We start from the raw sequence: 22936 nt of genomic DNA, 5'->3' as shown, positions 1-22936 counted from the left end.
CTTTTTAACGACTTTTAACCTAATTTAACAGCCTTATGAAGAGAATCGTAGTGTTAACAGGTGCAGGGATGAGTGCAGAAAGTGGCATCAACACCTTTAGAGATGCTAACGGCCTGTGGGAAGGACATGATGTAATGGAGGTTGCCTCACCCCATGGATATCGCAAGAATCCACAACTGGTTTTAGATTTTTATAATCAACGAAGAAAACAGTTAAAAGAGGTCTCTCCCAATCAGGCTCATATAGACTTAGCGAGATTAGAACAGCGTTTTGACGTTCAAATTATCACTCAAAATGTGGATGATCTTCACGAACGTGCCGGAAGCACTAATGTACTTCACCTACACGGCGAATTGCGCAAGGTACGCAGTTCTTTTGATGAAAACCTTGTTCTCGACTGGACTGAAGATTTGAACTTAGGGGACTATTGCGAACACAATTCACAACTTAGACCACATATTGTATGGTTTGGTGAAGCGGTGCCAATGATCGAAAAAGCTGCTACGCTTACTTCAACTGCAGATATCATCCTGATTGTAGGAACTTCAATGCAGGTGTATCCCGCTGCGGGACTTATTGATTTTGCGCAAAAAAATACCCCCATTTATTTTATTGATCCAAAACCAACGCTAGACTCACATAAAAATTTTACGGTCTACGCCGAAAAAGCGACTACCGGAGTAAAAAAAGTAATTAATAAATTACTTATCTCATAAAACGTAGTATCTCAAATGTATGATCAACTAAAAGAAGCCTTACTATCTACATCTGCCCTTAGAGAGGACCAGAAGCATACGTCACGACTTGTTCTGGAGAATCCAACACTTGTCAAACCCTTGCTTGAATTGATTTTTTCTAATGACGCAGAGGTCTCCCACAAAGCTGCATGGATACTTGAGTTTGTTTGTAAAGAGAAGTTATCGCTACTATTTCAACATTTAGATTATTTTTTAACTCACGCGGGAAAGCTTCAGGAGAGTTCTGCCATACGGCCGTGTGCAAAAGTGATTCAGTTGATGTGTGAGGCGCGCTATGTTCAAGAAATTACCATGGAAGTACTTTATCTTCCGCGAAAGCGAAAAGAAAAACTTACTGAAATTTGTTTTGATTGGCTGATAGCAGACATTAAAGTCGCTCCAAAAGCATATAGCATCTATAGTCTGTATTGGTTGGGGAAAGATATTGACTGGATCTACCCTGCATTGATTGCACAACTAAAGAAAGATGCACCCGATCAAAGTGCGGGATACAGAGCGACGGCACGAAAGATTTTAAAAAAAATTGAACCCTAGTTTTCTTAGGCATTGCGATACTGTATATTTGTCGCTTGATAAAATTAGTGCCTATGGAAGCTTTACAAGCTATTTCACCGATTGATGGTCGGTACCAATCAAAAACAAAGTCTCTCCGCGGATTTTTTAGTGAAGAGGCATTGATTAAATACCGCGTACTGGTAGAGGTAGAATATTTTATCGCCCTTTGTGAAGCTGGTTTGCCACAATTATCAAATGTATCTGGTAATCAATATGAGGACTTAAAAAAAATATACCTTCAATTCTCAACTGCTGATGCGCAAGCCATAAAGGATATTGAAAAGGTGACAAATCACGATGTGAAGGCGGTTGAATATTTCATCAAAGAGAAGTTCGATGGACTGGGATTATCCACTGAAAAAGAGTTTATACATTTTGGATTAACCTCACAAGACATCAATAATACCGCTATCCCCATGTCACTAAGAGATGGAGTAAATGAAGTGTATATTCCATTATTGCTTGATCTTATTAAACAACTGGAATCGTTAGCAGCAGATTGGGCTAAAATCCCGATGCTGGCGAGAACTCACGGTCAACCGGCTTCCCCCACCCGACTGGGAAAAGAAATTGAGGTATTTGTAGTTCGTTTAAAGGAGCAACTAGATTTGCTCAATGACATCCCATCGGCAGCTAAGTTTGGTGGTGCCACTGGAAACTTCAATGCGCATAAAGTTGCCTATCCTAAGATGGACTGGAAAACCTTTGGGACTCAATTTGTGCAGGAAAAATTAGGTTTACAACACTCTTTTCCCACGACACAGATTGAGCACTATGATCACATGGCAGCGCTGTTTGATGGATTAAAGCGCATTAATACCATTTTAATTGACCTTAATCGTGATGTATGGCAGTATATTGCCATGGATTATTTTAAGCAGCAAATAAAGGCTGGAGAGGTTGGTTCTTCTGCCATGCCGCACAAGGTGAATCCCATTGATTTTGAAAACAGTGAAGGTAATTTAGGGATCGCAAATGCGATTTTTGAGCATCTTTCGGCTAAATTACCTATTAGTAGATTGCAACGAGATTTAACTGATAGTACAGTTTTGCGAAATATAGGCGTGCCCCTGGGGCATACAATTATTGGTTTTCAGTCTACGCTGAAGGGACTATCTAAGTTACTGTTAAATGAAGATAAAATCAATCATGACCTGGAAGATAACTGGGCGGTAGTAGCTGAAGCTATACAGACTATCTTAAGAAGAGAGGGCTACCCAAAACCGTATGAAGCCCTTAAAGGACTCACCAGAACTAATGCAAAAATAACAAAAGACAGTATCGCAGATTTTATTGAAACGCTAGATGTTGCTGAAGATATCAAAAAAGAACTCAAGGCAATAAGTCCCCAGAGTTATACGGGGATTTAGTCTTTGTTGATACGTTGTAATTCTTGAATATCTAGTAAATCTTTAGGTCGCATAGATCTTAATTTACTTTCTATTAGATCATCATAACTTAAAACACGCCATTTAAGAATCTTGTTTCCTTGTATTATTACTTCTTCTGAATTAAGATAAGCTTCTTCAAAGCTTTTGTCAAGAGAAAAGCGAGTGATAAGTTCTAATTGTTGATCAACAGGAGAGAATTTAATCGCAATATTTTGATTACCTTCCTTCACCGTGTCTGGAAAATCCTCAATATCATAATCAAGCGATTTAAATACGTTAAGAAGCCGATTAAAATTCTCTTCAGTTGTTTCAATCCAAAAATCTATATCCGCAGAATGGCGTTGATAACCATGAAAGTTAACAGCCCCTCCGCCAACCATAAGCATCCTAACTTTTTTTGCAGCTGCCTGAGAAATAAATTCGTCGATGATTTTAGAGTGACGAATCATTGATTTTTGATTTAATCTCAATTACAAAATTTGATTTTTCAAACTCTGGCATAGAAGATTTGGTGGGGAAATAACGTTTAGATTGTCGTATCAAGTTAAAAAATGCCACCATACGTTCAGATTGTGACAACGCCAAAAAATCCTCTTCTTGCTGTCTTTTAGACTCCTCCTTGGTTAAAAAACTTACTTTCATAAGATAAAGCTACAAAAATTGTTTCTAAATCTTGATTTTCTTAAAAACACTCTGACCCAAAAGTAATGAAGCTGTCTCAAAAAAATTTTTAGTTGTCAATGGAGCCCATCGAAGTTCTTTAAAGGCTTGTTATTGACCATTTCGACAGGCTCAATTGACATAAATACTAAAAATGTATACTTTTTAGACAGCTTCATTTTAGTTTGTATGTTCAAAAAGGAACACTAATCCTTTCTTTCGAAACCGCTGGTGTCGATACCTTTTAAAAACTCCTGTACTCCGCTCACATTCAAATCACCATCTTTCATGCTGGAGGCAAGTTTCATGATTTCTTCAGGATTCATTTGATCTCCTATGATACGCGCTAGTCCGAATCCGCGATCTTGATCCACTCCAAAGGCTACGATCTCATCAATAGCATCATCTTCGCCCAGGTACATCACTTTAAACTGCTTGCCGTTATCATTTACTTTCATCAACAAATTATATCGCTCATCATTTAGGATGGATGATACGCGTTCTTTTTCTGCTGTAAAGCTTCCCTCATTGCTGGGAATCGCTAAAACATTTACTTTATTGATCGTTTCAAGAATTCGTTTTTGCTCCGGGTCAAGATTGGAGTTTTCACCGGTCATAAGACTGGTAGGAATATCAAAGGTGATGATTCCGCTTTTTTCCTGTGCATCTACATAGTATTCTTGTAATGTGGGCTCCTGCTCACAGGATGCTAAGAATACAGTTAAACAAACGGCTACTATTTTTAAGGCTGATTTCATGGTTGTCTTATTTAGATTTTGATACTTTTTTTAACTGATCTGCTCCGGTAATATTTAAGTCTTCGGCTAGTCTACCGATCTGCTTTAAGCTCAAATCTCCCTTGATTTGTACTACCACAGACATGGGCTTTCCATCTTCAATACCATCAATGAACATAAAGACTTCTTTGACGTAATCGCTATTTTTGCCTGGTTTGGAATACAATTTTACCGATTTACCATCATCGTTAAATCTCATCAACTCATCTAATGAACTTGAACTTAGATAACTAGTTACATCAGCTTTCATTTGAGATCGTAACGATTGACTTTCGGTCGCGAAGACTTTTATGTTATCTAGGTTTTCGATCAGATCAATGTACTGCTGTGTTTCAGGATCATTGCTATCCAGGTCAATTTTAGTGAGCAATTTGAACATCTTACTGGTCACCACCATAGATTTTACATCTTTCATGTTCTCGTACTTATCAAAGTTTTGTGCTGTTGACACATACGTTGAAAGGAGAACGGCTATAATTAATACTAGTTTTTTCATCATTCCTGTTTTAAATTATTTATTTTGATTGTTATTTACTTTAAAATTTGATTTCCGGTATGTTCAATTTCTTTAATGTATCCTAATTGTTCAGTTCCTTCATTCATGAAACTACCAACTAAGTGAAGTACCTCTTTAGTCTTTTTTAGCGCTATTTCTGGATCCTCATAAGTTCCTAAGTCATTAGTAGTGCCAAATTCATTTAGTAAGAACAAACTTAAAATGACAATGATAGATGCCGCTATTCCTATCCACTTTACATAAGAACTTCTGTTTACCGTTATTTTGGCTTCATATCGTTGAGTTCCTTCTCTATCATAAAAACTAAATAACGGCTGGTATGAGCTGACCTCAGGAGCTATGTGATCACTTAAAAAATAGCTCCTTAGCATTTTTTCTTCTGTCAATGAAGTGTTTCCCTCTTCATATTTGGCTAATAATTCTTTTACCTTATGCAATTCCATAACGATGTACTTTTAAAAGTTCTTCTCTAATTTTCTTGCGTGCTCTTGAAAGTGTAACCCGTATCGCTGTTTCACTCATTTCCAATACCTCTGCAATCTCTTTAAATTCCTGTTGTTCAATATCCCTCAACTGCAACACCATTTGCTGCTGCTCTGGCAATTGATCCATAATTTTACGGACAAAATCCAATTCATCTTTAACTTCTGCAATGGCTGCCGGGTTTCTACCCTGATCCTCATAATTACTGTGCACAATCCTCATCGTATTGTTTTGCTTTAATTTAAGCTGATCCAGACAATAGTTTTTTGTCATCGTCATGGCAAATGCCTGTGGATTGGTATACCCTTTAATTCGTTCTCTTTTATTCCAGAGCTTTGTCATCACCTCTTGCACTGCATCCTGAGCCGCCTCTTTTGAACTGAGAAGGCGCAGTGCAAACCTATACATCTTGTCTTGTACAGGAGTAAATAAAGTTAAGAACGCTTCTTGGTTCATTTGATTGGTTTGGTCAAAAGTATGGCATTCTTATTGCCGTACATAGTGATGACGATACATCCTCCATTTTGTTACAATTTATTTTATTCTATCTATATTCTCTTTATTTTTAACCCATAAATAAGAACTATGAAAGGTATAAAAGTTATACTCCTAGGAGTGATAAGTGCAAGTATATTGACATCATGTTTTAAAGATGAAGATGATGAAGTAAAAGAAGTTGAGTCTATTGAATTTAACGACCCCAGTAATCTTGAGATTGAAGATTTTGTATGGAAAGGAATGAATGCGTTCTATTTATACAAAGCAGACAGTCCTAATCTTGCTAATGATCGTTTTAGTACAAATGAAGAATATACAGATTACCTCAGCTCATTTGAGAATGCTGATGATCTGTTCTTTAATGATTTGGTAACTGATTTTGACCGGTTTAGTTTTAGATCGCTGGACTACAGAGAACTGGAAGCACAATTTGCAGGAGAAGAGACCACTACAGGTTTACGATTAACGTATGTTTCTATCGAAGGAAGTTCTGATACGTTTCTAGCGACTTTATATGTTATCCCCGGATCTCCCGCAGATGAAGCCGGACTAACCAGAGGAACATTATTTAATAGCGTTGATGGAAATGTACTTGACGATCAGGATGATGTTAATGCGTTATTATCTGGTAGCTCTTTTGAATTAGGTATAGCTACTTTAAATGGCAATACGATCAGTTCTACAGGAGAAACAGTAACCCTCAATCGCGTTGAGCTTATTGAAAATCCTATTTTAACTACTTCAATTATCGATGTTAATGGATCTAAAGTGGGTTACCTTCATTACACCAGTTTTGTAGCTGATTTTGATGACGAACTTAATGATGCATTTGCTATATTTCAAGCAGAAGGTATCACAGAACTTGTCATTGACGTGCGCTATAATGGAGGAGGTTCTGTAGAAAGTGCCAAAGATCTTTCTAGCATGGTTACCGGTCAATTCAATGATGAACTTTATGCCAGTGAACAGTGGAATGCAGATATTCAAGCAGCAATTCTATCGGGTGATATAAACAGAGACATCACCAATGAATTTGATGATACCATACGAACGGGAGAAAGTATTAACAGTCTAGGTCTCAATAGACTCTTTGTTCTTGCCGGAAGAAGAAGTGCATCTGCCAGTGAATTATTAATTAATAGTCTGCGACCCTATATTACAGTAACCCATGTGGGAGATCAGACGGTAGGAAAATCTCAGGCATCTATTACATTGTATGATTCTGAAAACTTCACTAAAAACGGACCAGAATTTAATGAAGCCCATTTTTATGTTATACAACCTTTAGTCTTGATAACCTCAAATGCGAATGATGAAACTGTGCCGGTAGATGGCTTAGTTCCTAATATACTTCTAGGTCAGGAAAATGTAGCTAATTTAGGTCAACTTGGAGATCCTAATGAACCCTGGTTAGCTGAGGCGTTGTCAATTATATCAGGAGATCCCGTGCCTCCTGCTCCGTTTGATGGTAAAGCTTCTGCCTCATTTCTTTCAAATCCTTTAATCAAGGACAAAGGAATGCAGGTTGAGTTCAATCAAGAGTAGATAAACTATTAAAGGAAAAATCAAATCCCGCTATAGCTCAATAGGGGGATTTTTGATTGAATTAGTTCTTGTAGACTTTTGACGGTATCATGCCTACTTCCAGCTCATTGATCAAAACTCCACTGTTGACATCATATATCTCGATATCTCCGCGTTCAGAAAATGTTCCAGCATCTGACACAAATAATTGATTATCAAAAACGCTCAACCCGTAAATAGCATCAGTTTCAAGGGCAGCTATTGAGCTAGCAGGCACATCAGTCGCATTTACCAACATGGCATAAAAACTACCATTTTTAATGTAATAGATCTTATCGCCTTCAACCGCCATATAATTCACCAGAACCTCGTCAGTAAAATTATACGTCTGGGAAATGCTATTTGAATTTCCGCTTAACCTCACCAATCTACTGGGTAAAACATCAATTATTTGAGTAAAATCATCATTGTATATAAATTTCCCATCACATAAAATCCAAATATCCCCATTGACATCACTGTAAATTTCATCTGGGCTTTGACCCACTACTAATTCATCAACAGATCCAGTTGCTATATTGTAAATAGAAAGAAGTTCACTACCCTGAGAACTAAAAACTGCTTTATGCGTAATATAAACAAAACCATTTTGAACCAAGAGTTGTTCAGGACCTTCAGCCAATGGAACAGTGACTACATCTTCAGACTCATCTAAAGGAATTACGCTCAGGTAATCATCTGTTGGTGTGAAAGCGTCCCCTAGATTCGTTACATAGGCGTTATCATCATCAAAGGCGATGTAACGTGGGGTAGAAATACCGTGATCTTCAGCTGTATATTCCCCTACTTTTTTAAAGGTATTTCTGTTTACGATAGTAATTGTATTTGTATTATCTACTACCAAATAGGCAAAATTATCTCTAAAGCCAATAGACTGCTGAAAGTTTCCAACAACATCCTTATTAACTGCTTCGTAAATTTCATTTTGCACATTCATCAAATCCGCAGACATAAATGAAGTTGATCCTGAAACTCCGCTAAACGTTCCTTCATGAGAAACTAAAAATCCCGGGGTATAATCTCCGGCCGGCACTGGATCTGGTTGATCATCGTCTGTATCACAGGAAAAAAATAATGTAACACTTAGGGCTATCAAAAATATACTCTTAAGAATATTCATAGTTAAAAATTAAAAATTAATTGGAGTTGATATGAGCGGCCCGGCATGGGAAACCCTCCCGCAACCTGGTACTCTTTTTGAAAAAGATTACGTGTTATAAATTGAGATGTAAGATTGAGATATTCGCCTTGCACGACCGTATAGTTTAGACCAATATTGGAAATATCGTATCCCGGGATTGAAAAGCTTTCATCAACCGTTGTAAATACTTTGCTTGTATATAGATTATGATAAAAGGCAGAAAATCGTTTTATCTCATACCCGATTCTGGCATTAAACATGTGCGCAGGCACATAGATCAAACGATCTAAGGTAGATGAATTAACGGCATGAGTATATCCATAGGTCGCATTGCCGGTTAGCTTTCCTGATCCTACTTCTCTACTTGTGGCGGCTATAAATTCAAGTCCCGTTTGCCTGGTCTCTGCTATATTAACCGGAGACCATAAACCGTTGTCTAAAGGAAACCACTGAATCATGTCTGTGGTATTGATGATAAAACCATTTAGTGAAAGTTCCATGAACTCATTATCAAAACTTCCTCCTACATTTAATTGTACAGATTCTTCTGGTTTGAGATCCGGATTTCCTATTCCGCCCGCACCTCCATAATACATATCATTAAACGTAGGGATACGATAATTTCTTGAACCGCTTAAGGTCAATTCAATTTGCTTTTGAACACAATAATTGATATCGCCTCCAATGAGAAAGGGAGATTCAAAAGCTGGCGTAAATTCTTGCCGAAAATTAACCCCATACGATAAACGCTGCGTAAGTTGATGTGATCCCAGTACTGATATAGAAAATAAATTACGTGTTTGCTCAACCGGGATATTTAAACCTGAAGCTTGGGTGAAATTGTCTTCGGCGATCACACTTAATTTTGCCTTGGCGGGAATGCGATAATCGCCTTTCCAACGTAGGATTGACGTGTTGGCTTCACCATCTCCAATAAGAGTTTCTTCAGAAGATGTTTCAGTATCATCTGCTCCCGAAGAAAACGTATACGCCTCATAGAGATGAGCAACACTGGTAGTAGATGAAAAATGACCTTTGCGATACGTCCATTTAATTAAATTTCGTAAGAAAGTATCCTTATAACTATCATTAGAAGGAGAATAACTGTTTCCAAACAATCTTCCGGCAAACTCCCGATTGCTTTCTTGGGTTTGATGATAAAATTTTATGGAATGGCGCTCTCCTAATAATTTTCCGGCAGCGAGTTGGAATGTGGTATGACTTATCGCTGCATTCTCGTTGCGTTGATCGCTTCTGAATAAATTATAGTCATTTTCGGCATCCACTACGCTAAAACTAGTGTTGATTGAAAATCCATTTTTTCCGAAAGAAGTACGCGCATTAAAACGATAATGATCAAAACTACCTACAGAGGTTATGATGCGCTGTTCAGTATGCGGTATAAATTTGAGCTCATTCGACAGGTGAACGGTACCACCGATCGCACCACTACCATATTGAACCCCGGCACCCGTGTAACGAACATCGATAGCATCAAAATTAGTAGCGTTGATCACGTTAAAATCTGTCTGACCGGTCAAAGGTGAATTGATGTTAATACCATTCCACACCACAGCTGTCTGCGCAGCATTTGTCCCTCTAAATGATGCAGAGGATACTCCGCTAAGACCATTTTCCCTAAAGTAAATAGGTGAAGTATTTCGAAGCGTAGCTGTCAAACTGGGTCGAAACAAAAGTGTGGTAGAGTCAGCAATTTTTTGAACAATAATTCCTTTTGAAAAATCGGTTAAAAGTTCGTCACTTAGATAAACTTCTTGAAGAAGTTCAATAGAATCTCGTTGCGCACAAAGACTATGTACACTCAGATAGAGTATGACTAAAATGAATACTGTCGATCTCATAGATATAGAAACCCTTATCCCGAAGGTTTTTATGTGTTATATCCATAAGGCAGGTCTCCTGGCTTGCGTATGAACAATTACCTTCCCGCACCTTTCTCTTTAGCTGCAGTGGTATAGAAGTATTGTTCACCAACTCTATTACATAAGAGTTAAAGCTTACAGTTGCGGGAACAGCGAAAGATTTTCTCTATTAGATCACTTTCTTCCCTTTTAATCTGCGATCGGTACATAAATCACAGAACCATATGAACTGAACGCGAAAGTAATCAATTATAATCACTCAGCAGACTTAATAAATAGTCTTATTTTTGAAATCTTGTGAATCAAAAAATGACGTACCGGTATCTCATCTTGTTCTTACTCGCACTCTCTTCTTGTAAAAAAGTAAAAGAAGAGGACCCCGGCAAGTCAAAACTCGTAAATGAAGTCCAAATTCAATACGCCACGGGCTTTTCTATTTTAGAATACCAAGACTATTACACTTTAAACGTAAATTCTCCATGGCCCAAAGCTGATATCACGTATACCTACGTTTTAGTAAAAGAGAATAAATCTGCACCCAAGGGTCTTAAAGCAGATGCCATTCTTCAATTACCTATTCAAAAAATCATCACTACTTCTACTACACATATTCCCTCTTTAGAAACCTTAGGGGTGATTGATCGTTTGATGGGTTTTCCGCAATTAGATTATATTTCATCTCCGCTCACGCGCTCCTTCATCGAGGACAAAAAAATCAAAGAAGTTGGTCGAAATGAATCCTTAAATACTGAAGTCATTTTAGACCTCAATCCAGATGCGCTTATTGCCTTTTCAGTCGATGGAACGAACCAATCATTTAAGACCTTAAACCAAGCAAAAATTCCTGTTCTTTTTAATGGAGATTGGGTTGAAGAACACCCCCTGGGAAAAGCCGAATGGATTAAGTTTTTTGGGGTACTTTTTGGCAAGCTCTCTTTAGCCCAAAAAACCTTCAAAACCGTTGAAAAAAACTACCTTGAAATTCAAGAAAAAGTAGCGCAAAAAGAAGATCGCCCAACAGTACTTTCCGGAGCACTGTATAAAGACGTTTGGTATGCACCCGGCGGAAAGAGTTGGCAAGCAAAATTGATTGCAGATGCCGGCGGGAACTATATTTTTAGCGAAACAAACGCCAGCGGAAGCCTTTCTTTAGGAATTGAGGCTGTTATAGAGAAAGCCTATAGTACAGATGTGTGGGTTGGTCCCGGTCAACATAATTCTTATAACCAGATGCTTACCTCAAGTGACCATTACAAAAAGTTTAAGTCTTTTGAAGAGCGAAATGTGTATAGCTTTACCGTAGAAAATGGAGCTACCGGAGGTGTTTTATACTACGAATTAGCGCCAAATCGCCCTGATTTGGTCTTAAAAGACCTGGCTAAGATATTTCATCCCGCGCAATTTAAGGCTTATAATTTTACCTTTTTTAAACCGCTAAAAAACGAGTGAAAAAGACGTCTACTTATATCGTTTTTGGCATTCTACTTTTAGTCGCCTCTGCCCTACTCAATTTGAGTTTAGGATCGGTCAAAATTCCCTTAAAAGAAATCCTTAATATCATAGGTTTTGGAGAGTCGTCTAAAGAGGCTTGGAACTACATTATTTTGGACTACAGAATCCCGAAAATGTTCACTGCAATTTTGGTTGGATCCGGACTTGGAGTTAGCGGACTTTTAATGCAAACCTTATTCAAAAATCCGTTAGCTGGCCCCTACGTTTTAGGACTAAGTAGCGGGGCAAGTTTAGGGGTGGCTTTAGTCATTATGGGGGCGGGATTATTCGGTGTTTTTTTAGGAGCATTTATCTTATCGCCATGGACGATTGTGATTGCTGCAAGTTTAGGCAGCATGTTGCTCTTAATGGCCATTTTAATCGCTTCGGCTAGATTGACAGATACCATGGCGATCTTGATTATTGGTTTAATGTTCGCCAGCTTAACAGGTGCTGTGGTAAGCGTGCTTTCGTATATGAGTCCGGCAGCTCAATTACAACAGTATGTATTTTGGTCTTTGGGCAGTCTAGGCGACTTAACTTATAAAGAACTTGCTGTACTTAGCCTGTTTTGGGGTCTGGGTATGCTATTGAGCGTTGCAGGAGCTAAAGGTCTTAATGCGTTATTATTGGGAGACTGGTACGCCAGAAGCCTAGGATTAAAATTAAAGCAAAACCGCTTTATCGTGATGATCGCAACAGCGTGCATGGCAGGCAGCATCACTACATTTGCCGGTCCTATTGCATTTGTAGGACTTGCGGTGCCGCATCTAGTAAGGCAAATCACGCCCTCTAACAATCACTTTGGGTTAATTCCGCTAGTTGCGCTAGGCGGAGCCATCGTAATGCTGCTTTGTGATAGTATTGCACAATTGCCCGGCAGCGATTATACCTTGCCCATAAATGCGGTGACTTCTATTTTTGGAGCGCCGGTGGTTATTTGGTTACTAGTGAGACGAAAACGGCTTATCTTTTAGATCATGGGGAAAGCAACATTAATCCATACAAACAATCTAAAAATAGGGTATGCTTCAAAAAAAGGTGAACGTTTAGTCGCAGATCAAATTGATCTTGAGATTTCTTCAGGAGAGTTAGTCGCCATTATTGGGATCAATGGGTCGGGAAAATCTACCCTCTTAAAAACACTTGCAGGATTTTTACTTCCGCTTGACGGAAATATACACCTCAACAAAAAAACTATTCAGGAATATACTCCCGCAGAATTTGCACAACAGATCAGCGTTGTGCTTACGAATCAAATTATTTCTAAGCGACTCACCGTCTACGAACTCATCGCACTTGGCAGGCATCCTTATACAGGTTGGAATGGCAAACTTTCTAATCTGGATCAACAAAAAATAACTAACGCCCTGCACGAGGTGGATATGCAAAGCATGGCTTCAACCACTTGCGATCAATTAAGTGATGGACAGTTGCAGCGCGTGCTGCTGGCGCGTGCATTGGCTCAAGACACACCCATCATTTTATTAGATGAGCCCACGACTCATCTCGACCTATTCCACAAAACCTACACTTTAGGATTACTCAAAAAACTGGCACATGAGCGGGATAAAACCATCATTTTTGCTTCTCATGAAATTAATCCGGCAATTCAGTTATGTGATAAAATAATACTTGTTAATCACAAAAAAGTCGTCATGGACACTTCAGAGAATTTAGTTCAACGCGGCGCTTTTAATCAATTATTCCCCAAAGAATACATCGTATTTGATCAAACTTCAGGTAGTTTTAAGATGAATCTTGAATAAGCGTAGAATGGAACGCATTTCAACACGGCTAGGTAATTCCAACTTCTTATCTTTGGGTAAATTTTGTTTGAATGAATAATGACGTTCTTCTAATCCTAGTCCTGTTTGCTTCACTTATCATAGGTGGATTAGTAGGCTATTTTTTATCCCGACTCACCTCAAAAGCAGCTCAAAGCACCCTCCAGGAGCGAAATAAGCAATTGAATCTTCAGCTTTCAGAAAAAGAAACTCAGCTACAAGAGGTAAAAAGCCAAAGTGATCAACAACTCTCAACAGAACGCAAGATTCAAGAGGAACTGCGCAGAGAGCGGGAATTTATAAAAGATTCGCTTACGCGAAAGGAAGGCGAAGCAGATCATCTCACCCAAAAATTAGTAGAACAAAAAGCCGAAATTGAGCAACTCCAAGAAAAATTCACCAAAGAATTTGAGAATCTAGCCAATAAGATTATGGATCAAAAATCTGAAAAATTTACTCGCCAGAACAAAGAGAACATTCAGCAAATTTTGAATCCACTACAAGAAAAAATCCTTCGCTTTGAAAAGAAAGTGGAAGATTCTGATAAAGTGAGCATTGAGCGCCACGCCAGCCTTAAGGAGCAGATTTTGGGTTTAAAAGACCTGAATAAGCAAATGAGTGATGAGGCTAAGAATCTTACCAAAGCTTTAAAGGGAGATGCCAAAATGCGCGGCAATTGGGGAGAGCTAGTTTTAGAACGTGTCTTGGAAAAGTCTGGGTTAGAAAAAGATCAGGAATATGAAGTACAAACCAGCTTTAAGACCGAAGAAGGTAAAACCGTATTCCCAGATGTGATTATTCACTTACCCGGTGGCAAAAAGATGATCATTGATTCTAAAGTCTCGCTCAATGCCTATGAACGCTATGTCAATGAAGAAGATGAAGAAATACAAGAGCGTTATTTAAGAGAACACGTTGCAGCCTTAAAGAAGCATGTGAATGACCTTTCTGCCAAGAACTATCATGAGTTGTATGAAATTGAAAGTCCAGATTTTGTCTTGCTTTTTGTCCCCATTGAACCGGCTTTTGCCATGGCACTGAATTCTGATTCAAATTTATACAGCGAAGCCTTTGATAAAAATATTGTGATCGTCACACCTACCACCTTACTCGCCACCCTGCGAACCATCGATACGATGTGGCAAAATGAAAAGCAGCAGCGCTATGCCATTGAAATTGCCATGGAAGCCGGAAAGCTCTACGATCAGTTTACGCTTCTTACAGATGACCTTTTAAAAGTTGGTAGACAGATGCAAACTGCGCAGGGTAGTTATGAAACCACCATGAAAAAACTGACTGGGAAAGGCAACCTGATCAAAAAAGTAGAAAAATTAAAGAAACTGGGAGCCAAGGCCAATAAAAGCATTGATGAAAAGCTGTTAAACAAGGCTGAAGAAAACGATCAGGAGGAGTTGTTTATTAGTGAGTAAGAAAATTAAAAAAAATATAAACTACATCCATCCCCAACCCTTCCTTCAAAGGAAGGGAGATTTAGAGGGATGTTCTCTATGGTATAGCTTGACTATTGCATAAAACTAAAATACTATGAAAAAAATACTTATTCTATTTATCAGTGGAGTCTTGGTGCTCTTTCTAGCCTATTTTGCCTTCGTTTATTTCGTCACTTACAGTGAAGGAACCAGAGCGGGTGAATTGATCAAGTTCAGTAAGAAAGGCATCATCTCAAAAACCTGGGAAGGAGAAATCAGTCAGGGAATTAGTGGAGCACAGATTTTTAGTTTTTCGGTATTGGACAAGAATCAAGAAGTTATTGACAAGCTGCAAGAATACCAAGGCAAGTATGTCAAACTTACCTATGAAGAACGCTACGCCACCTTCTTTTGGTGGGGAGATACGGTCTACTTTATTACAGATGCAACCTTAGAGCAATCACCTCACTTTAACCGAAATTAGCATGGATCAGCCCGCTTATAAAACTCCACGAGAAACGCGCATGGTGATTTCGGAACTTATGCTTCCCTCCCATTCAAATTTTAGCGGTAAAATTCATGGAGGTTATATCCTCCATTTATTGGATCAAATTGCCTTTGCCTGTGCTTCTAAGCATAGCGGGAATTACTGCGTAACGGCAAGTGTGGATAAGGTAAATTTTATTCAACCGATCGAAGTGGGTGAACTGGTCACGATGAAAGCCAGCGTGAATTATACCGGTCGCACCAGTATGGTGATTGGAATACGTGTAGAAGCCGAAAATATTCAAACCGGAGTCATCAAGCACTGTAACTCTTCTTACTTTACGATGGTGGCTAAAGATGAACTTGGTAAAAATGCGGCTGTACCCGGTTTAAAATTGGAGTATAAGCAAGACGTACGCCGATTTGTAGAACGTATGCGTAAAAAAGATGATTACAAACGCAGCGAACAAGAATTTGATGCAAAAACCTTTGACATAGAAAAGTACTTGGGTCAATTAGAGGGATTGAATACAGTCATTGAACTTAAAACATCATGAAAACTCTCCTAAACTTAGAAGAAATCGCAACCCTAATTTTTGCTATTTTACTCTTTAGCTTTACTGACATTGCCTGGTGGTGGTATGCCGCTTTATTTTTAGCTCCAGATATCGGGATGCTTGGATACCTGATAAACACCAAATTTGGAGCGATAAGCTATAACCTATTCCATCATAAAGGCGTCGCTTTTATGGTAATTGCCGCAGGCTTGTACTTCTTAGATGAATGGTTAGTCTTGACTGGGAGTGTTTTATTAGGGCATTCAGCATTTGATCGTATATTGGGCTATGGCTTAAAATATCCAGATCATTTTAAGCATACACATTTAGGTTGGACCAATAATAAAAACTAGTAACCCCATCTAACTAAAACTAACTATGATCATCACTCCCAGAACACGCGGATTCATTTGCCTTACTGCTCACCCCACAGGGTGCGCTAAAGAAGTGGAACGCCAAATCAACTATGTAAACGCTAAAGAAAAGATCGACGGTCCTAAAAACGTGTTGGTTATAGGATCATCGACCGGTTTTGGACTTGCATCACGCATTACAGCCGCGTTTGGTTCTCACGCCTCTACTATAGGTGTTTATTTGGAAAAACCCCCTAAAGAAGGGCGGCCTGCATCGCCGGGATGGTACAATACTGCAGCGTTTGAAGAAAAAGCGCAACAACAAGGATTGTATGCCAAAAGTATTAATGGAGACGCCTTTTCTACCGAAATTAAATCTCAAACTGTTGAACTTATCAAACAAGACCTAGGAAAAATTGATTTGGTCATTTACAGCCTGGCATCACCGGTAAGACAACATCCGGAAACCGGCGAACGCTTTAGATCGGTGTTAAAACCCATAGGGCAAACCTTTAAGAATAAAACCGTGGATTTTCACACTGGTGAAATCAGTCAAGTTCACATCGAACCAGCCGAAGGCGACGATATTGAAAATACGGTCACCGTGATGGGAGGCGATGATTGGAAACGCTGGATGAGTGCCTTGCATAAAGCTAATGTACTTTCAGAAAATGTGATGACTGTGGCCTACTCCTACATAGGTCCCGATCTTACCCAACCCATCTATCGCGATGGTACCATTGGTAAGGCAAAAGAAGATTTAGAACATACCGCTTCAGAAATCACAACATCAATAAGCGATGTAAAGGGAAAAGCCTATGTTTCTGTTAACAAAGCCTTGGTCACTCAGGCGAGTTCTGCTATTCCGGTGATACCGCTGTACATTTCATTGTTATATAAAATCATGAAAGAAAAAAACATTCATGAGGGCTGTATTGAACAAATGTACCGCATGTTTAAGGAGCGTTTGTATGTGGATGAAATTCCGCTAGATGATAAAGGTCGCATTCGAATTGATGACTGGGAGATGCGGGCAGATGTTCAGCAAGAGGTTGAACAACTTTGGGAACAAGCCACCACAGAAAATATTTATGAGATCAGTGATTTAAAAGGCTATCATACCGATTTTTTCAACCTTTTTGGGTTTGAAGTTGAAGAAATAGATTACGACAAAGAGGTGAATGAAATGGTAGCAATTCCCGGACTCCAATGAGCGCCCCTGACCAAATTATAGCGCAATTTTATCGTGCATTCAAAGCCCTGGATGGCGATGCTATGGCAGCCTGTTATCACGATGAGATAACATTTACAGATCCTGCTTTCGGTACGTTGCAAGGTGATGAAGCAAAAAACATGTGGCGTATGCTATGTCAAAGTCAGCTGGGTAAAGATTTTACAGTAACCTATCGTGATATCCAACAGACTTATGAGGCCGGAAGCGCCGTTTGGGAAACGCATTACCTCTTTAGCAAAACCGGCAGAAAAGTACATAATATTGTTAACGCTAATTTTGAATTAAAAGACGGCTTAATTTATACGCACACAGATAAATTTGATTTACACCGTTGGGCTACTCAGACAATGGGCATAAAAGGTTATCTGTTAGGCTGGACTTCATTCTTTAAAAGAAAATTGCAACAACAAACCAATGCGATGTTGACTGCATTTGAAAGATCACAAGAATAACTCTAGAATTAACACCTTATAGCCTTTGTTTTAGCGTTTTATTGGGACGATTTCGCAACTGTGAAAACTATTTTCGAATAAAAATTTTTCCATGGCAATTCTAGGTTCCCTTATTAAAGGCGCGATAGATTTAAAAGATAAACTTACCCCAGATGCTAATCCTGTAGAAGAGCAGAAAAAAGTGTTGTACCAATTGCTTGAAACTGCAAAGGATACTTCGTTTGGGAAACACTATAACTTTAAAGAAATTCTCACTCATGTAGATATTAGAACCGCTTTCGCGGAAGCTGTACCGTATCATGACTATGATAAGATGAACGTTGAATGGTGGTCAAAGCTTCATAAAGGTGAAAAGAATGTCACCTGGCCCGGAAGCCCCTCTTACTTCGCCCTAAGCTCTGGCACCACGGGAAAAACCAGTAAACGTATTCCCGTTACGGATGAGATGATAGAAGCCATTCGCGCTGCCGGAATCCAACAAGTTACTGCTCTGGCTAATTTTGATCTGGAAGCAGATTTCTACGAGAAAGAAATCATGATGTTGGGTAGTTCAACAGACTTACAAGAACGTGACGGACATTTAGAAGGCGAAATTAGTGGAATAAGCGCAAGCAATATTCCCTTTTGGTTTAAGGGATATTACAAACCCGGTGAAGATATTGCAAAAATTGACAATTGGGATGATCGTGTCAAAACGATTGCTGAAAATGCGAAAACCTGGGATATTGGAGCCTTAAGTGGAATCCCATCCTGGATGGAACTCATGATGCAAGAAGTAATCGAACATCATGGCGTAGCTACCATTCATGATATTTGGCCTAATCTACAGGTGTATACCTCTGGCGGAGTCGCCTTTCAACCCTATGAAAAGAGTTTTAATAAACACCTGGCGCGTCCAATTACGGTGATAGACACCTATTTAGCTTCTGAAGGGTTTATCGCTTTTCAGCAGGGACCCGAAACAGATGCGATGAAATTAGTGACCGATAATGGGATCTACTTTGAGTTTGTTCCGTTTAAACCTGAATATATCAATCCGGATGGTTCGCTTACCCAGGATGCCCCTGTCGTAATGTTAGAAGATGTTGAATTGGATCAGGATTATGCCTTAATCATGAGTACAGTCTCTGGAGCTTGGCGTTATTTGATCGGTGACACCATTGAATTTACCGATATTGAAAAAGCTGAAATCAAGATTACTGGACGTACCAAATTTTTTCTAAACGTAGTGGGTTCGCAACTTTCAGTAAATAAAATGAATACCGCTATAGGAGAAATAGAAGAGGAATATGACGTTGAAATTCCTGAATTTACCTTAGCTGCAGTCCGCATTGACGAAGAGTTCCATCACCATTGGTATTTAGGAACAACCGCAGACCTCAATGATAAAGAAGTTGCTCAAAAACTGGACGAAGCTCTAAAAGACGCCAACAAAAACTATAAGGTTGCACGCTCAAAAGCACTTAAAGGTGTCAAAGTAACGACCATAGATCCTACCCTATTTCACGACTGGAATGAGCATAACAAAAAGAAGGGCGGACAAGTAAAAATGGAGCGCGTTATGGATGAAGATAAATTTAGTGTGTGGGAGACCTTTGTAAAAGAACGCTCTTAAGATTATCATTTGAAGTTGAGGACAATTTTTACTTAGGTTTTTATTTCAACATAGATTAGAGATCGCTTTGCTTATAGAATTTAGAAATTAGACGGCCTTGCTGTTGGAATAATTTACCTCTCTTGTCATGCTGAGCGCAGTCGAAGCATATATCATGAAATCGTAATGCTTGTAGAATATAGAAACAAGACCGCTACGCTGTTAGAATATAGACTTCTCACATCGTCATTTCAAAACAACACAGCTACGAGAAATCTTATACTAAGCATCACGAGCATAGGTATACACTACAGTTGTTGTTTGGGGATTCCTGCCTTGCTCCTCCGCTAAAGCTCTGGCGGCACGCGGGCACGGGAATGTACTGTCACATTGAGCGGAGTCGAAATGTGATGTCTAAAATGAGGTGTTGAAAAAGTAAAAAGCAGATCCTGATAAGGGTCTAAGATGCGATGAAATTGCCAATCGCGGCAAAGATCAAAGCCCCTCCTTTGGACGGTTGGGGAGGAACTTACTCCGCCACCAACTCCATAATCTCCTCAGGTGACATGTAGAATTTTCTAATTCGGTCTTTATAGGCTTGTGAAAGTTTACTGTTGTTGAGAATAAAATTTTTAGTGGCTAGTATATAATCCTTCATGCCGTGTTTTACGGCATAGGTATCTGCTGCACGCTCTACCTCTTTGATATGCTTACCAGAGTATAAATACTTAAATCCAAACCACAACATATCTACGGTTCCCCTACCCCGGTAATCCATTACATGACCCAATTCATGTCCTAACCAACCAATAAGCACGTCTTTAGGAACACTGGTAAGGAGATACTCTTCATCCTCAATTTTGAAGGAACGGTTCATCAAAATAATATACGACCTGTTTTTCCTGCTGCGTAAAAAGCTAGTATATGTAGGCTGGGCTTGCATCGTAGACTTTTTGATGCCATCCTTAAACCTAAACTCAATGTAGGTGTCTGCCAGCTCAGGATAATAAGAGAGCGCTATTTTAGCCTCTTCTTCAATGGCCACAGGAATGATGTGATTCATGTTTTTGTTTAAAGATACTAGAGTTAAGAAAGTCAGAAAAGTGATTTGCATAAGTTTAAGGAATGATACCGTTCATAGTAGTAGATATCATATGTTTTAGTCTAATTCTTATTCATCACTGGGGGAATCATTTTTTATAAACAAAGATGAACGATTCTCCGGACTTTAACGTCAAAACAATAGAATCATTAATAATCATTTTGTTCAACTGCCTTGCGCTATATTCATTTAGCTTTTTAGCGAAAACAGTTAGATCCTCTGAACTCTTATTTTGAATGATATAGGGAGAATCATGGAGCAACTCTAGTTTGCCAAATTTACTAGACACAATATTATTGATTAAGTTACGTGTCAATCTTTCATTTTCAATAGTATTAAATAGTACGGCAACACCTTTCATTTTATCTGCATTAAAATCGACAAAATATCCAACTTTAGCTGAAAGTTGAACTCCGTCACGTAATCTAATCTTAGTGAAATCATCATCGCCTTTTGATTCTGCAATACCAATATAACTGTATTCATAAAATTGACCTGCAGGACAACCCATAAAGAGAGAACAGACTAAGACTAAAAAGATCATCTTTTTCATATGATTAATCCAAACCTTAACTACGTAAATAACTTGCCCCATTCACATCAATAATACTACCTGAGGAATACGCGGCTCCATCTGAAGCCAAAAATAGAATCGCATGAGCCACTTCTTCTGGTTGTGCCATGCGCTTAAAGGGAGATTCTCTTAGCAAATTCTCTCGTTCAACGGGAGTGAGTGTTTTTGCAGCCATATCAGTTTCGGTAAACCCGGGAGCAACGACGCCTAAGTAAATCTTATGTGGAGCAAGTCGTTTTGCCAGCGACTGCGTCATGGCATTAAGTGCTGCTTTACTTGCACCATACGCCGGTTTGGTGGGTTCTCCTCTAAAAGCTCCGCGGGAAGATACGTTGACAATATTCCCTCCACCAGAGGTCATCATTTGCTTAGCAGCTAAAAAACTGAGGTTAGCTGCGGCAAAAAGATTAGTTTGAAAGGTATTTTCCCAAGCGGCGAACCACTCTTCAAAATCAGTTTCTTCGATATCGTGGTCAATGGAAATTCCGGCATTATTGACTAAAACGTCAATGGTTCCATACACAGAAATAAAGTCATTGATCAGGGCTTCTTGCATGGTTTTATCAGCGACATCGTATTGAAACAACCTGTGTCCTTTCCCTTCCAGCTCTTTCAAGGTTTTTTTAGCTTCTTCATGATTGCGTTTAAAATTGACCCCAACTTTAGCACCTTGAGCGGCGAAGGCTAAAGCGGTGGCTTTGCCAATTCCGCGAGAAGCGCCGGTAATAAGGACATGTTTGTTTTTAAAATCCATACTAGAAATATAATTCAATTTTTTGTGCCAGACTTTGCCATTTGTTTCAGTAAGGTTATTTGCACTTCCATTTTTTCAACCATCTGGTTGAGCAATTCAATATTTTTTGGGGTAACCTCCTCTTTATTCTTAGGATCTTCAGATTTTTGGCGTAAGCTATTCATGAGTCGTACGACCAGAAATACCGTAAATCCAATAATCAAAAAGTCCATTCCTGTTTCGAGTAATTTACCGTACCCAATAGCAATTTCTTCTGTAACAACATCGCCATTTGTGATCATAGCTTCACGAAGAATCCAGCGTTTACTGCCCCAGGTGATCCCATCTGTAAGTAAGGACAGAGGTGGTAGAAAAATTTCTTTGACGATTACATCAACTACCTTATTAAATGCTGCGCCAATAATCACACCAATCGCAATATCAATCATATTACCCTTAAGTGCGAACTCCTTAAAATCCTTTATAAATTTAAATTTAATCATGTTGCTATGTTGAAAAATGGTAAAACTAAACTTAGAAGGTAAAAATAGGAACTTATCCCTGAAGTCACCAGAATGATTTATAAGATCCCGAAACTCGCTTCACTTGTTCGGGGTTTTTATTTTAATCTTCCTCTCTAGGTTAGTAAACAAGACTTTGGTTTGAAATACGATATCCTAAAATATAATATTTATCAATTTATTTGAATACTCAGTCCACTCCTTCCGCGAAAGCGAAAAATACTTACACTAATCCAGAACGCTTCATGAGATCCAGAATCTCACTGCGTTGGTTCGGGATAAATTCAGTCAGCAAGGTTGAATGAGCCGAAGGCTTACTTCCAATTCAAAAAATCCCGAAAACTCGCTGCGCTCC

At 38.9% G+C, this 22936-nt stretch carries 26 protein-coding genes and 1 riboswitch; of the genes, 14 read left to right on the top strand and 12 right to left on the bottom strand.

Annotated features, from left to right (window positions below):
• The first annotated feature begins 35 nt into the window (after positions 1-35).
• Genes ABD000_RS05520 through purB form a run of 3 tightly spaced genes read left to right on the top strand, consistent with a single transcriptional unit; the run spans position 36 to position 2683 of the window.
• A complete protein-coding gene (locus tag ABD000_RS05520) occupies positions 36-716 on the top strand; it encodes an SIR2 family NAD-dependent protein deacylase (RefSeq protein WP_343764756.1) in 681 nt (226 codons plus the stop codon).
• A 15-nt stretch (positions 717-731) separates the two neighbouring features.
• The gene (locus ABD000_RS05515; protein WP_343764755.1) at positions 732-1292 is read left to right on the top strand and encodes an adenylosuccinate lyase; all 561 of its coding nucleotides are present in this window, start codon (positions 732-734) and stop codon (positions 1290-1292) included.
• Positions 1293-1345: 53 nt separating this feature from the next.
• Complete coding sequence (purB, locus tag ABD000_RS05510) at positions 1346-2683, top strand: adenylosuccinate lyase (RefSeq protein ID WP_425545350.1); 1338 nt, start codon at positions 1346-1348, stop codon at positions 2681-2683.
• On the opposite strand, the gene ABD000_RS05505 is transcribed toward purB, so the two are convergent.
• From ABD000_RS05505 to ABD000_RS05480, 6 genes are all read right to left on the bottom strand, one after another.
• Positions 2680-3153 (bottom strand): DUF6036 family nucleotidyltransferase, encoded by a 474-nt coding sequence (locus ABD000_RS05505; protein ID WP_343764754.1) that lies wholly within the window; start codon positions 3151-3153, stop codon positions 2680-2682. The genes purB and ABD000_RS05505 overlap by 4 nt on opposite strands.
• The gene (locus ABD000_RS05500; protein ID WP_343764753.1) at positions 3137-3346 is read right to left on the bottom strand and encodes a hypothetical protein; all 210 of its coding nucleotides are present in this window, start codon (positions 3344-3346) and stop codon (positions 3137-3139) included. Before ABD000_RS05500 ends, ABD000_RS05505 begins: the two co-directional genes overlap by 17 nt.
• 224 nt (positions 3347-3570) lie before the next feature.
• On the bottom strand, positions 3571-4122 hold the full coding sequence (locus ABD000_RS05495) for a DUF4252 domain-containing protein (RefSeq protein WP_343764752.1): 552 nt from the start codon (positions 4120-4122) through the stop codon (positions 3571-3573).
• 7 nt (positions 4123-4129) lie between these two features.
• Positions 4130-4657 carry a DUF4252 domain-containing protein gene (locus tag ABD000_RS05490; protein WP_343764751.1) on the bottom strand — a complete coding sequence of 176 codons (528 nt, stop codon included), beginning with the start codon at positions 4655-4657 and terminating at the stop codon, positions 4130-4132.
• Between the two features lie 35 nt (positions 4658-4692).
• The gene (locus tag ABD000_RS05485) at positions 4693-5121 is read right to left on the bottom strand and encodes a hypothetical protein (RefSeq protein WP_343764750.1); all 429 of its coding nucleotides are present in this window, start codon (positions 5119-5121) and stop codon (positions 4693-4695) included.
• Complete coding sequence (locus ABD000_RS05480; protein ID WP_343764749.1) at positions 5108-5617, bottom strand: RNA polymerase sigma factor; 510 nt, start codon at positions 5615-5617, stop codon at positions 5108-5110. Before ABD000_RS05480 ends, ABD000_RS05485 begins: the two co-directional genes overlap by 14 nt.
• A 129-nt stretch (positions 5618-5746) precedes the next feature.
• Between ABD000_RS05480 and ABD000_RS05475 the strand changes: the two genes are divergently transcribed.
• On the top strand, positions 5747-7204 hold the full coding sequence (locus tag ABD000_RS05475) for a S41 family peptidase (protein WP_343764748.1): 1458 nt from the start codon (positions 5747-5749) through the stop codon (positions 7202-7204).
• Between the two features lie 61 nt (positions 7205-7265).
• Here the strand turns inward: ABD000_RS05475 and ABD000_RS05470 are convergent, their stop codons facing one another.
• Entirely contained in the window at positions 7266-8363 is a 1098-nt protein-coding gene (locus ABD000_RS05470; protein WP_343764747.1) for a YncE family protein, read from the bottom strand.
• A 2-nt stretch (positions 8364-8365) separates the two neighbouring features.
• Positions 8366-10246, bottom strand: coding sequence for a TonB-dependent receptor plug domain-containing protein (locus ABD000_RS05465; protein ID WP_343764746.1), 1881 nt, complete (start codon positions 10244-10246; stop codon positions 8366-8368).
• Positions 10247-10277: 31 nt separating this feature from the next.
• Positions 10278-10507, bottom strand: a riboswitch (cobalamin riboswitch).
• A gap of 69 nt (positions 10508-10576) precedes the next feature.
• On the opposite strand from ABD000_RS05465, the gene ABD000_RS05460 reads away from it, so the two are divergent.
• The 10 genes from ABD000_RS05460 to ABD000_RS05415 all read left to right on the top strand — a co-directional run bounded on the left by ABD000_RS05460 (position 10577) and on the right by ABD000_RS05415 (position 19672).
• Entirely contained in the window at positions 10577-11716 is a 1140-nt protein-coding gene (locus ABD000_RS05460; protein WP_343764745.1) for an ABC transporter substrate-binding protein, read from the top strand.
• Complete coding sequence (locus ABD000_RS05455) at positions 11713-12735, top strand: iron chelate uptake ABC transporter family permease subunit (protein WP_343764744.1); 1023 nt, start codon at positions 11713-11715, stop codon at positions 12733-12735. The genes ABD000_RS05460 and ABD000_RS05455 overlap by 4 nt, the downstream gene beginning before the upstream one ends.
• A gap of 3 nt (positions 12736-12738) precedes the next feature.
• Positions 12739-13527, top strand: coding sequence for an ABC transporter ATP-binding protein (locus tag ABD000_RS05450; protein ID WP_343764743.1), 789 nt, complete (start codon positions 12739-12741; stop codon positions 13525-13527).
• A gap of 71 nt (positions 13528-13598) precedes the next feature.
• Positions 13599-14975, top strand: coding sequence for a DNA recombination protein RmuC (locus ABD000_RS05445; protein ID WP_343764742.1), 1377 nt, complete (start codon positions 13599-13601; stop codon positions 14973-14975).
• 115 nt (positions 14976-15090) lie between these two features.
• Positions 15091-15459, top strand: a complete 369-nt coding sequence (locus ABD000_RS05440) for a 6-phosphogluconate dehydrogenase (RefSeq protein WP_343764741.1) — start codon at positions 15091-15093, stop codon at positions 15457-15459.
• Position 15460: 1 nt separating this feature from the next.
• Positions 15461-16018: an acyl-CoA thioesterase gene (locus tag ABD000_RS05435; protein ID WP_343764740.1), complete on the top strand. Its 558-nt coding sequence runs from the start codon at positions 15461-15463 to the stop codon at positions 16016-16018.
• Entirely contained in the window at positions 16015-16371 is a 357-nt protein-coding gene (locus ABD000_RS05430) for a DUF4260 domain-containing protein (protein ID WP_343764739.1), read from the top strand. Before ABD000_RS05435 ends, ABD000_RS05430 begins: the two co-directional genes overlap by 4 nt.
• 25 nt (positions 16372-16396) lie before the next feature.
• Positions 16397-17584, top strand: coding sequence for an enoyl-ACP reductase FabV (fabV, locus tag ABD000_RS05425; protein ID WP_343764738.1), 1188 nt, complete (start codon positions 16397-16399; stop codon positions 17582-17584).
• Positions 17581-18057: a nuclear transport factor 2 family protein gene (locus ABD000_RS05420; protein ID WP_343764737.1), complete on the top strand. Its 477-nt coding sequence runs from the start codon at positions 17581-17583 to the stop codon at positions 18055-18057. Before fabV ends, ABD000_RS05420 begins: the two co-directional genes overlap by 4 nt.
• A gap of 91 nt (positions 18058-18148) precedes the next feature.
• A complete protein-coding gene (locus tag ABD000_RS05415) occupies positions 18149-19672 on the top strand; it encodes a GH3 family acyl-acid amido synthetase (RefSeq protein WP_343764736.1) in 1524 nt (507 codons plus the stop codon).
• Between the two features lie 508 nt (positions 19673-20180).
• Here ABD000_RS05415 and ABD000_RS05410 read toward each other — a convergent pair.
• The 4 genes from ABD000_RS05410 to mscL form a co-directional block, all read right to left on the bottom strand.
• On the bottom strand, positions 20181-20714 hold the full coding sequence (locus ABD000_RS05410; protein ID WP_343764735.1) for a hypothetical protein: 534 nt from the start codon (positions 20712-20714) through the stop codon (positions 20181-20183).
• A 127-nt stretch (positions 20715-20841) separates the two neighbouring features.
• Positions 20842-21306 (bottom strand): hypothetical protein, encoded by a 465-nt coding sequence (locus tag ABD000_RS05405; protein ID WP_343764734.1) that lies wholly within the window; start codon positions 21304-21306, stop codon positions 20842-20844.
• 16 nt (positions 21307-21322) lie between these two features.
• Positions 21323-22081 carry an SDR family NAD(P)-dependent oxidoreductase gene (locus ABD000_RS05400; RefSeq protein WP_343764733.1) on the bottom strand — a complete coding sequence of 253 codons (759 nt, stop codon included), beginning with the start codon at positions 22079-22081 and terminating at the stop codon, positions 21323-21325.
• A 14-nt stretch (positions 22082-22095) separates the two neighbouring features.
• Positions 22096-22563 (bottom strand): large conductance mechanosensitive channel protein MscL, encoded by a 468-nt coding sequence (gene mscL, locus ABD000_RS05395; protein ID WP_343764732.1) that lies wholly within the window; start codon positions 22561-22563, stop codon positions 22096-22098.
• Positions 22564-22936 lie beyond the last annotated feature (373 nt).

The organism is Gangjinia marincola (genome assembly GCF_039523415.1).
In the GTDB taxonomy this organism is placed as follows: Bacteria; Bacteroidota; Bacteroidia; order Flavobacteriales; family Flavobacteriaceae; genus Gangjinia; species Gangjinia marincola.
The sequence above is the reverse complement of the archived record's forward strand: the minus strand, read 5'-3'. Positions and strand labels throughout refer to the sequence as shown.

What these genes read in the sequence shown, in the direction of transcription:
- ABD000_RS05520 (WP_343764756.1), top strand. Translation starts at nt 36, where the DNA reads ATGAAGAGAATCGTAGTGTTAACAGGTGCAGGGATGAGTGCAGAAAGT.
- ABD000_RS05515 (WP_343764755.1), top strand. Translation starts at nt 732, where the DNA reads ATGTATGATCAACTAAAAGAAGCCTTACTATCTACATCTGCCCTTAGA.
- purB (WP_425545350.1), top strand. Translation starts at nt 1,346, where the DNA reads ATGGAAGCTTTACAAGCTATTTCACCGATTGATGGTCGGTACCAATCA.
- ABD000_RS05505 (WP_343764754.1), bottom strand. Translation starts at nt 3,153, where the DNA reads ATGATTCGTCACTCTAAAATCATCGACGAATTTATTTCTCAGGCAGCT.
- ABD000_RS05500 (WP_343764753.1), bottom strand. Translation starts at nt 3,346, where the DNA reads ATGAAAGTAAGTTTTTTAACCAAGGAGGAGTCTAAAAGACAGCAAGAA.
- ABD000_RS05495 (WP_343764752.1), bottom strand. Translation starts at nt 4,122, where the DNA reads ATGAAATCAGCCTTAAAAATAGTAGCCGTTTGTTTAACTGTATTCTTA.
- ABD000_RS05490 (WP_343764751.1), bottom strand. Translation starts at nt 4,657, where the DNA reads ATGAAAAAACTAGTATTAATTATAGCCGTTCTCCTTTCAACGTATGTG.
- ABD000_RS05485 (WP_343764750.1), bottom strand. Translation starts at nt 5,121, where the DNA reads ATGGAATTGCATAAGGTAAAAGAATTATTAGCCAAATATGAAGAGGGA.
- ABD000_RS05480 (WP_343764749.1), bottom strand. Translation starts at nt 5,617, where the DNA reads ATGAACCAAGAAGCGTTCTTAACTTTATTTACTCCTGTACAAGACAAG.
- ABD000_RS05475 (WP_343764748.1), top strand. Translation starts at nt 5,747, where the DNA reads ATGAAAGGTATAAAAGTTATACTCCTAGGAGTGATAAGTGCAAGTATA.
- ABD000_RS05470 (WP_343764747.1), bottom strand. Translation starts at nt 8,363, where the DNA reads ATGAATATTCTTAAGAGTATATTTTTGATAGCCCTAAGTGTTACATTA.
- ABD000_RS05465 (WP_343764746.1), bottom strand. Translation starts at nt 10,246, where the DNA reads ATGAGATCGACAGTATTCATTTTAGTCATACTCTATCTGAGTGTACAT.
- ABD000_RS05460 (WP_343764745.1), top strand. Translation starts at nt 10,577, where the DNA reads ATGACGTACCGGTATCTCATCTTGTTCTTACTCGCACTCTCTTCTTGT.
- ABD000_RS05450 (WP_343764743.1), top strand. Translation starts at nt 12,739, where the DNA reads ATGGGGAAAGCAACATTAATCCATACAAACAATCTAAAAATAGGGTAT.
- ABD000_RS05445 (WP_343764742.1), top strand. Translation starts at nt 13,599, where the DNA reads ATGAATAATGACGTTCTTCTAATCCTAGTCCTGTTTGCTTCACTTATC.
- ABD000_RS05440 (WP_343764741.1), top strand. Translation starts at nt 15,091, where the DNA reads ATGAAAAAAATACTTATTCTATTTATCAGTGGAGTCTTGGTGCTCTTT.
- ABD000_RS05435 (WP_343764740.1), top strand. Translation starts at nt 15,461, where the DNA reads ATGGATCAGCCCGCTTATAAAACTCCACGAGAAACGCGCATGGTGATT.
- ABD000_RS05430 (WP_343764739.1), top strand. Translation starts at nt 16,015, where the DNA reads ATGAAAACTCTCCTAAACTTAGAAGAAATCGCAACCCTAATTTTTGCT.
- fabV (WP_343764738.1), top strand. Translation starts at nt 16,397, where the DNA reads ATGATCATCACTCCCAGAACACGCGGATTCATTTGCCTTACTGCTCAC.
- ABD000_RS05420 (WP_343764737.1), top strand. Translation starts at nt 17,581, where the DNA reads ATGAGCGCCCCTGACCAAATTATAGCGCAATTTTATCGTGCATTCAAA.
- ABD000_RS05415 (WP_343764736.1), top strand. Translation starts at nt 18,149, where the DNA reads ATGGCAATTCTAGGTTCCCTTATTAAAGGCGCGATAGATTTAAAAGAT.
- ABD000_RS05410 (WP_343764735.1), bottom strand. Translation starts at nt 20,714, where the DNA reads ATGAATCACATCATTCCTGTGGCCATTGAAGAAGAGGCTAAAATAGCG.
- ABD000_RS05405 (WP_343764734.1), bottom strand. Translation starts at nt 21,306, where the DNA reads ATGAAAAAGATGATCTTTTTAGTCTTAGTCTGTTCTCTCTTTATGGGT.
- ABD000_RS05400 (WP_343764733.1), bottom strand. Translation starts at nt 22,081, where the DNA reads ATGGATTTTAAAAACAAACATGTCCTTATTACCGGCGCTTCTCGCGGA.
- mscL (WP_343764732.1), bottom strand. Translation starts at nt 22,563, where the DNA reads ATGATTAAATTTAAATTTATAAAGGATTTTAAGGAGTTCGCACTTAAG.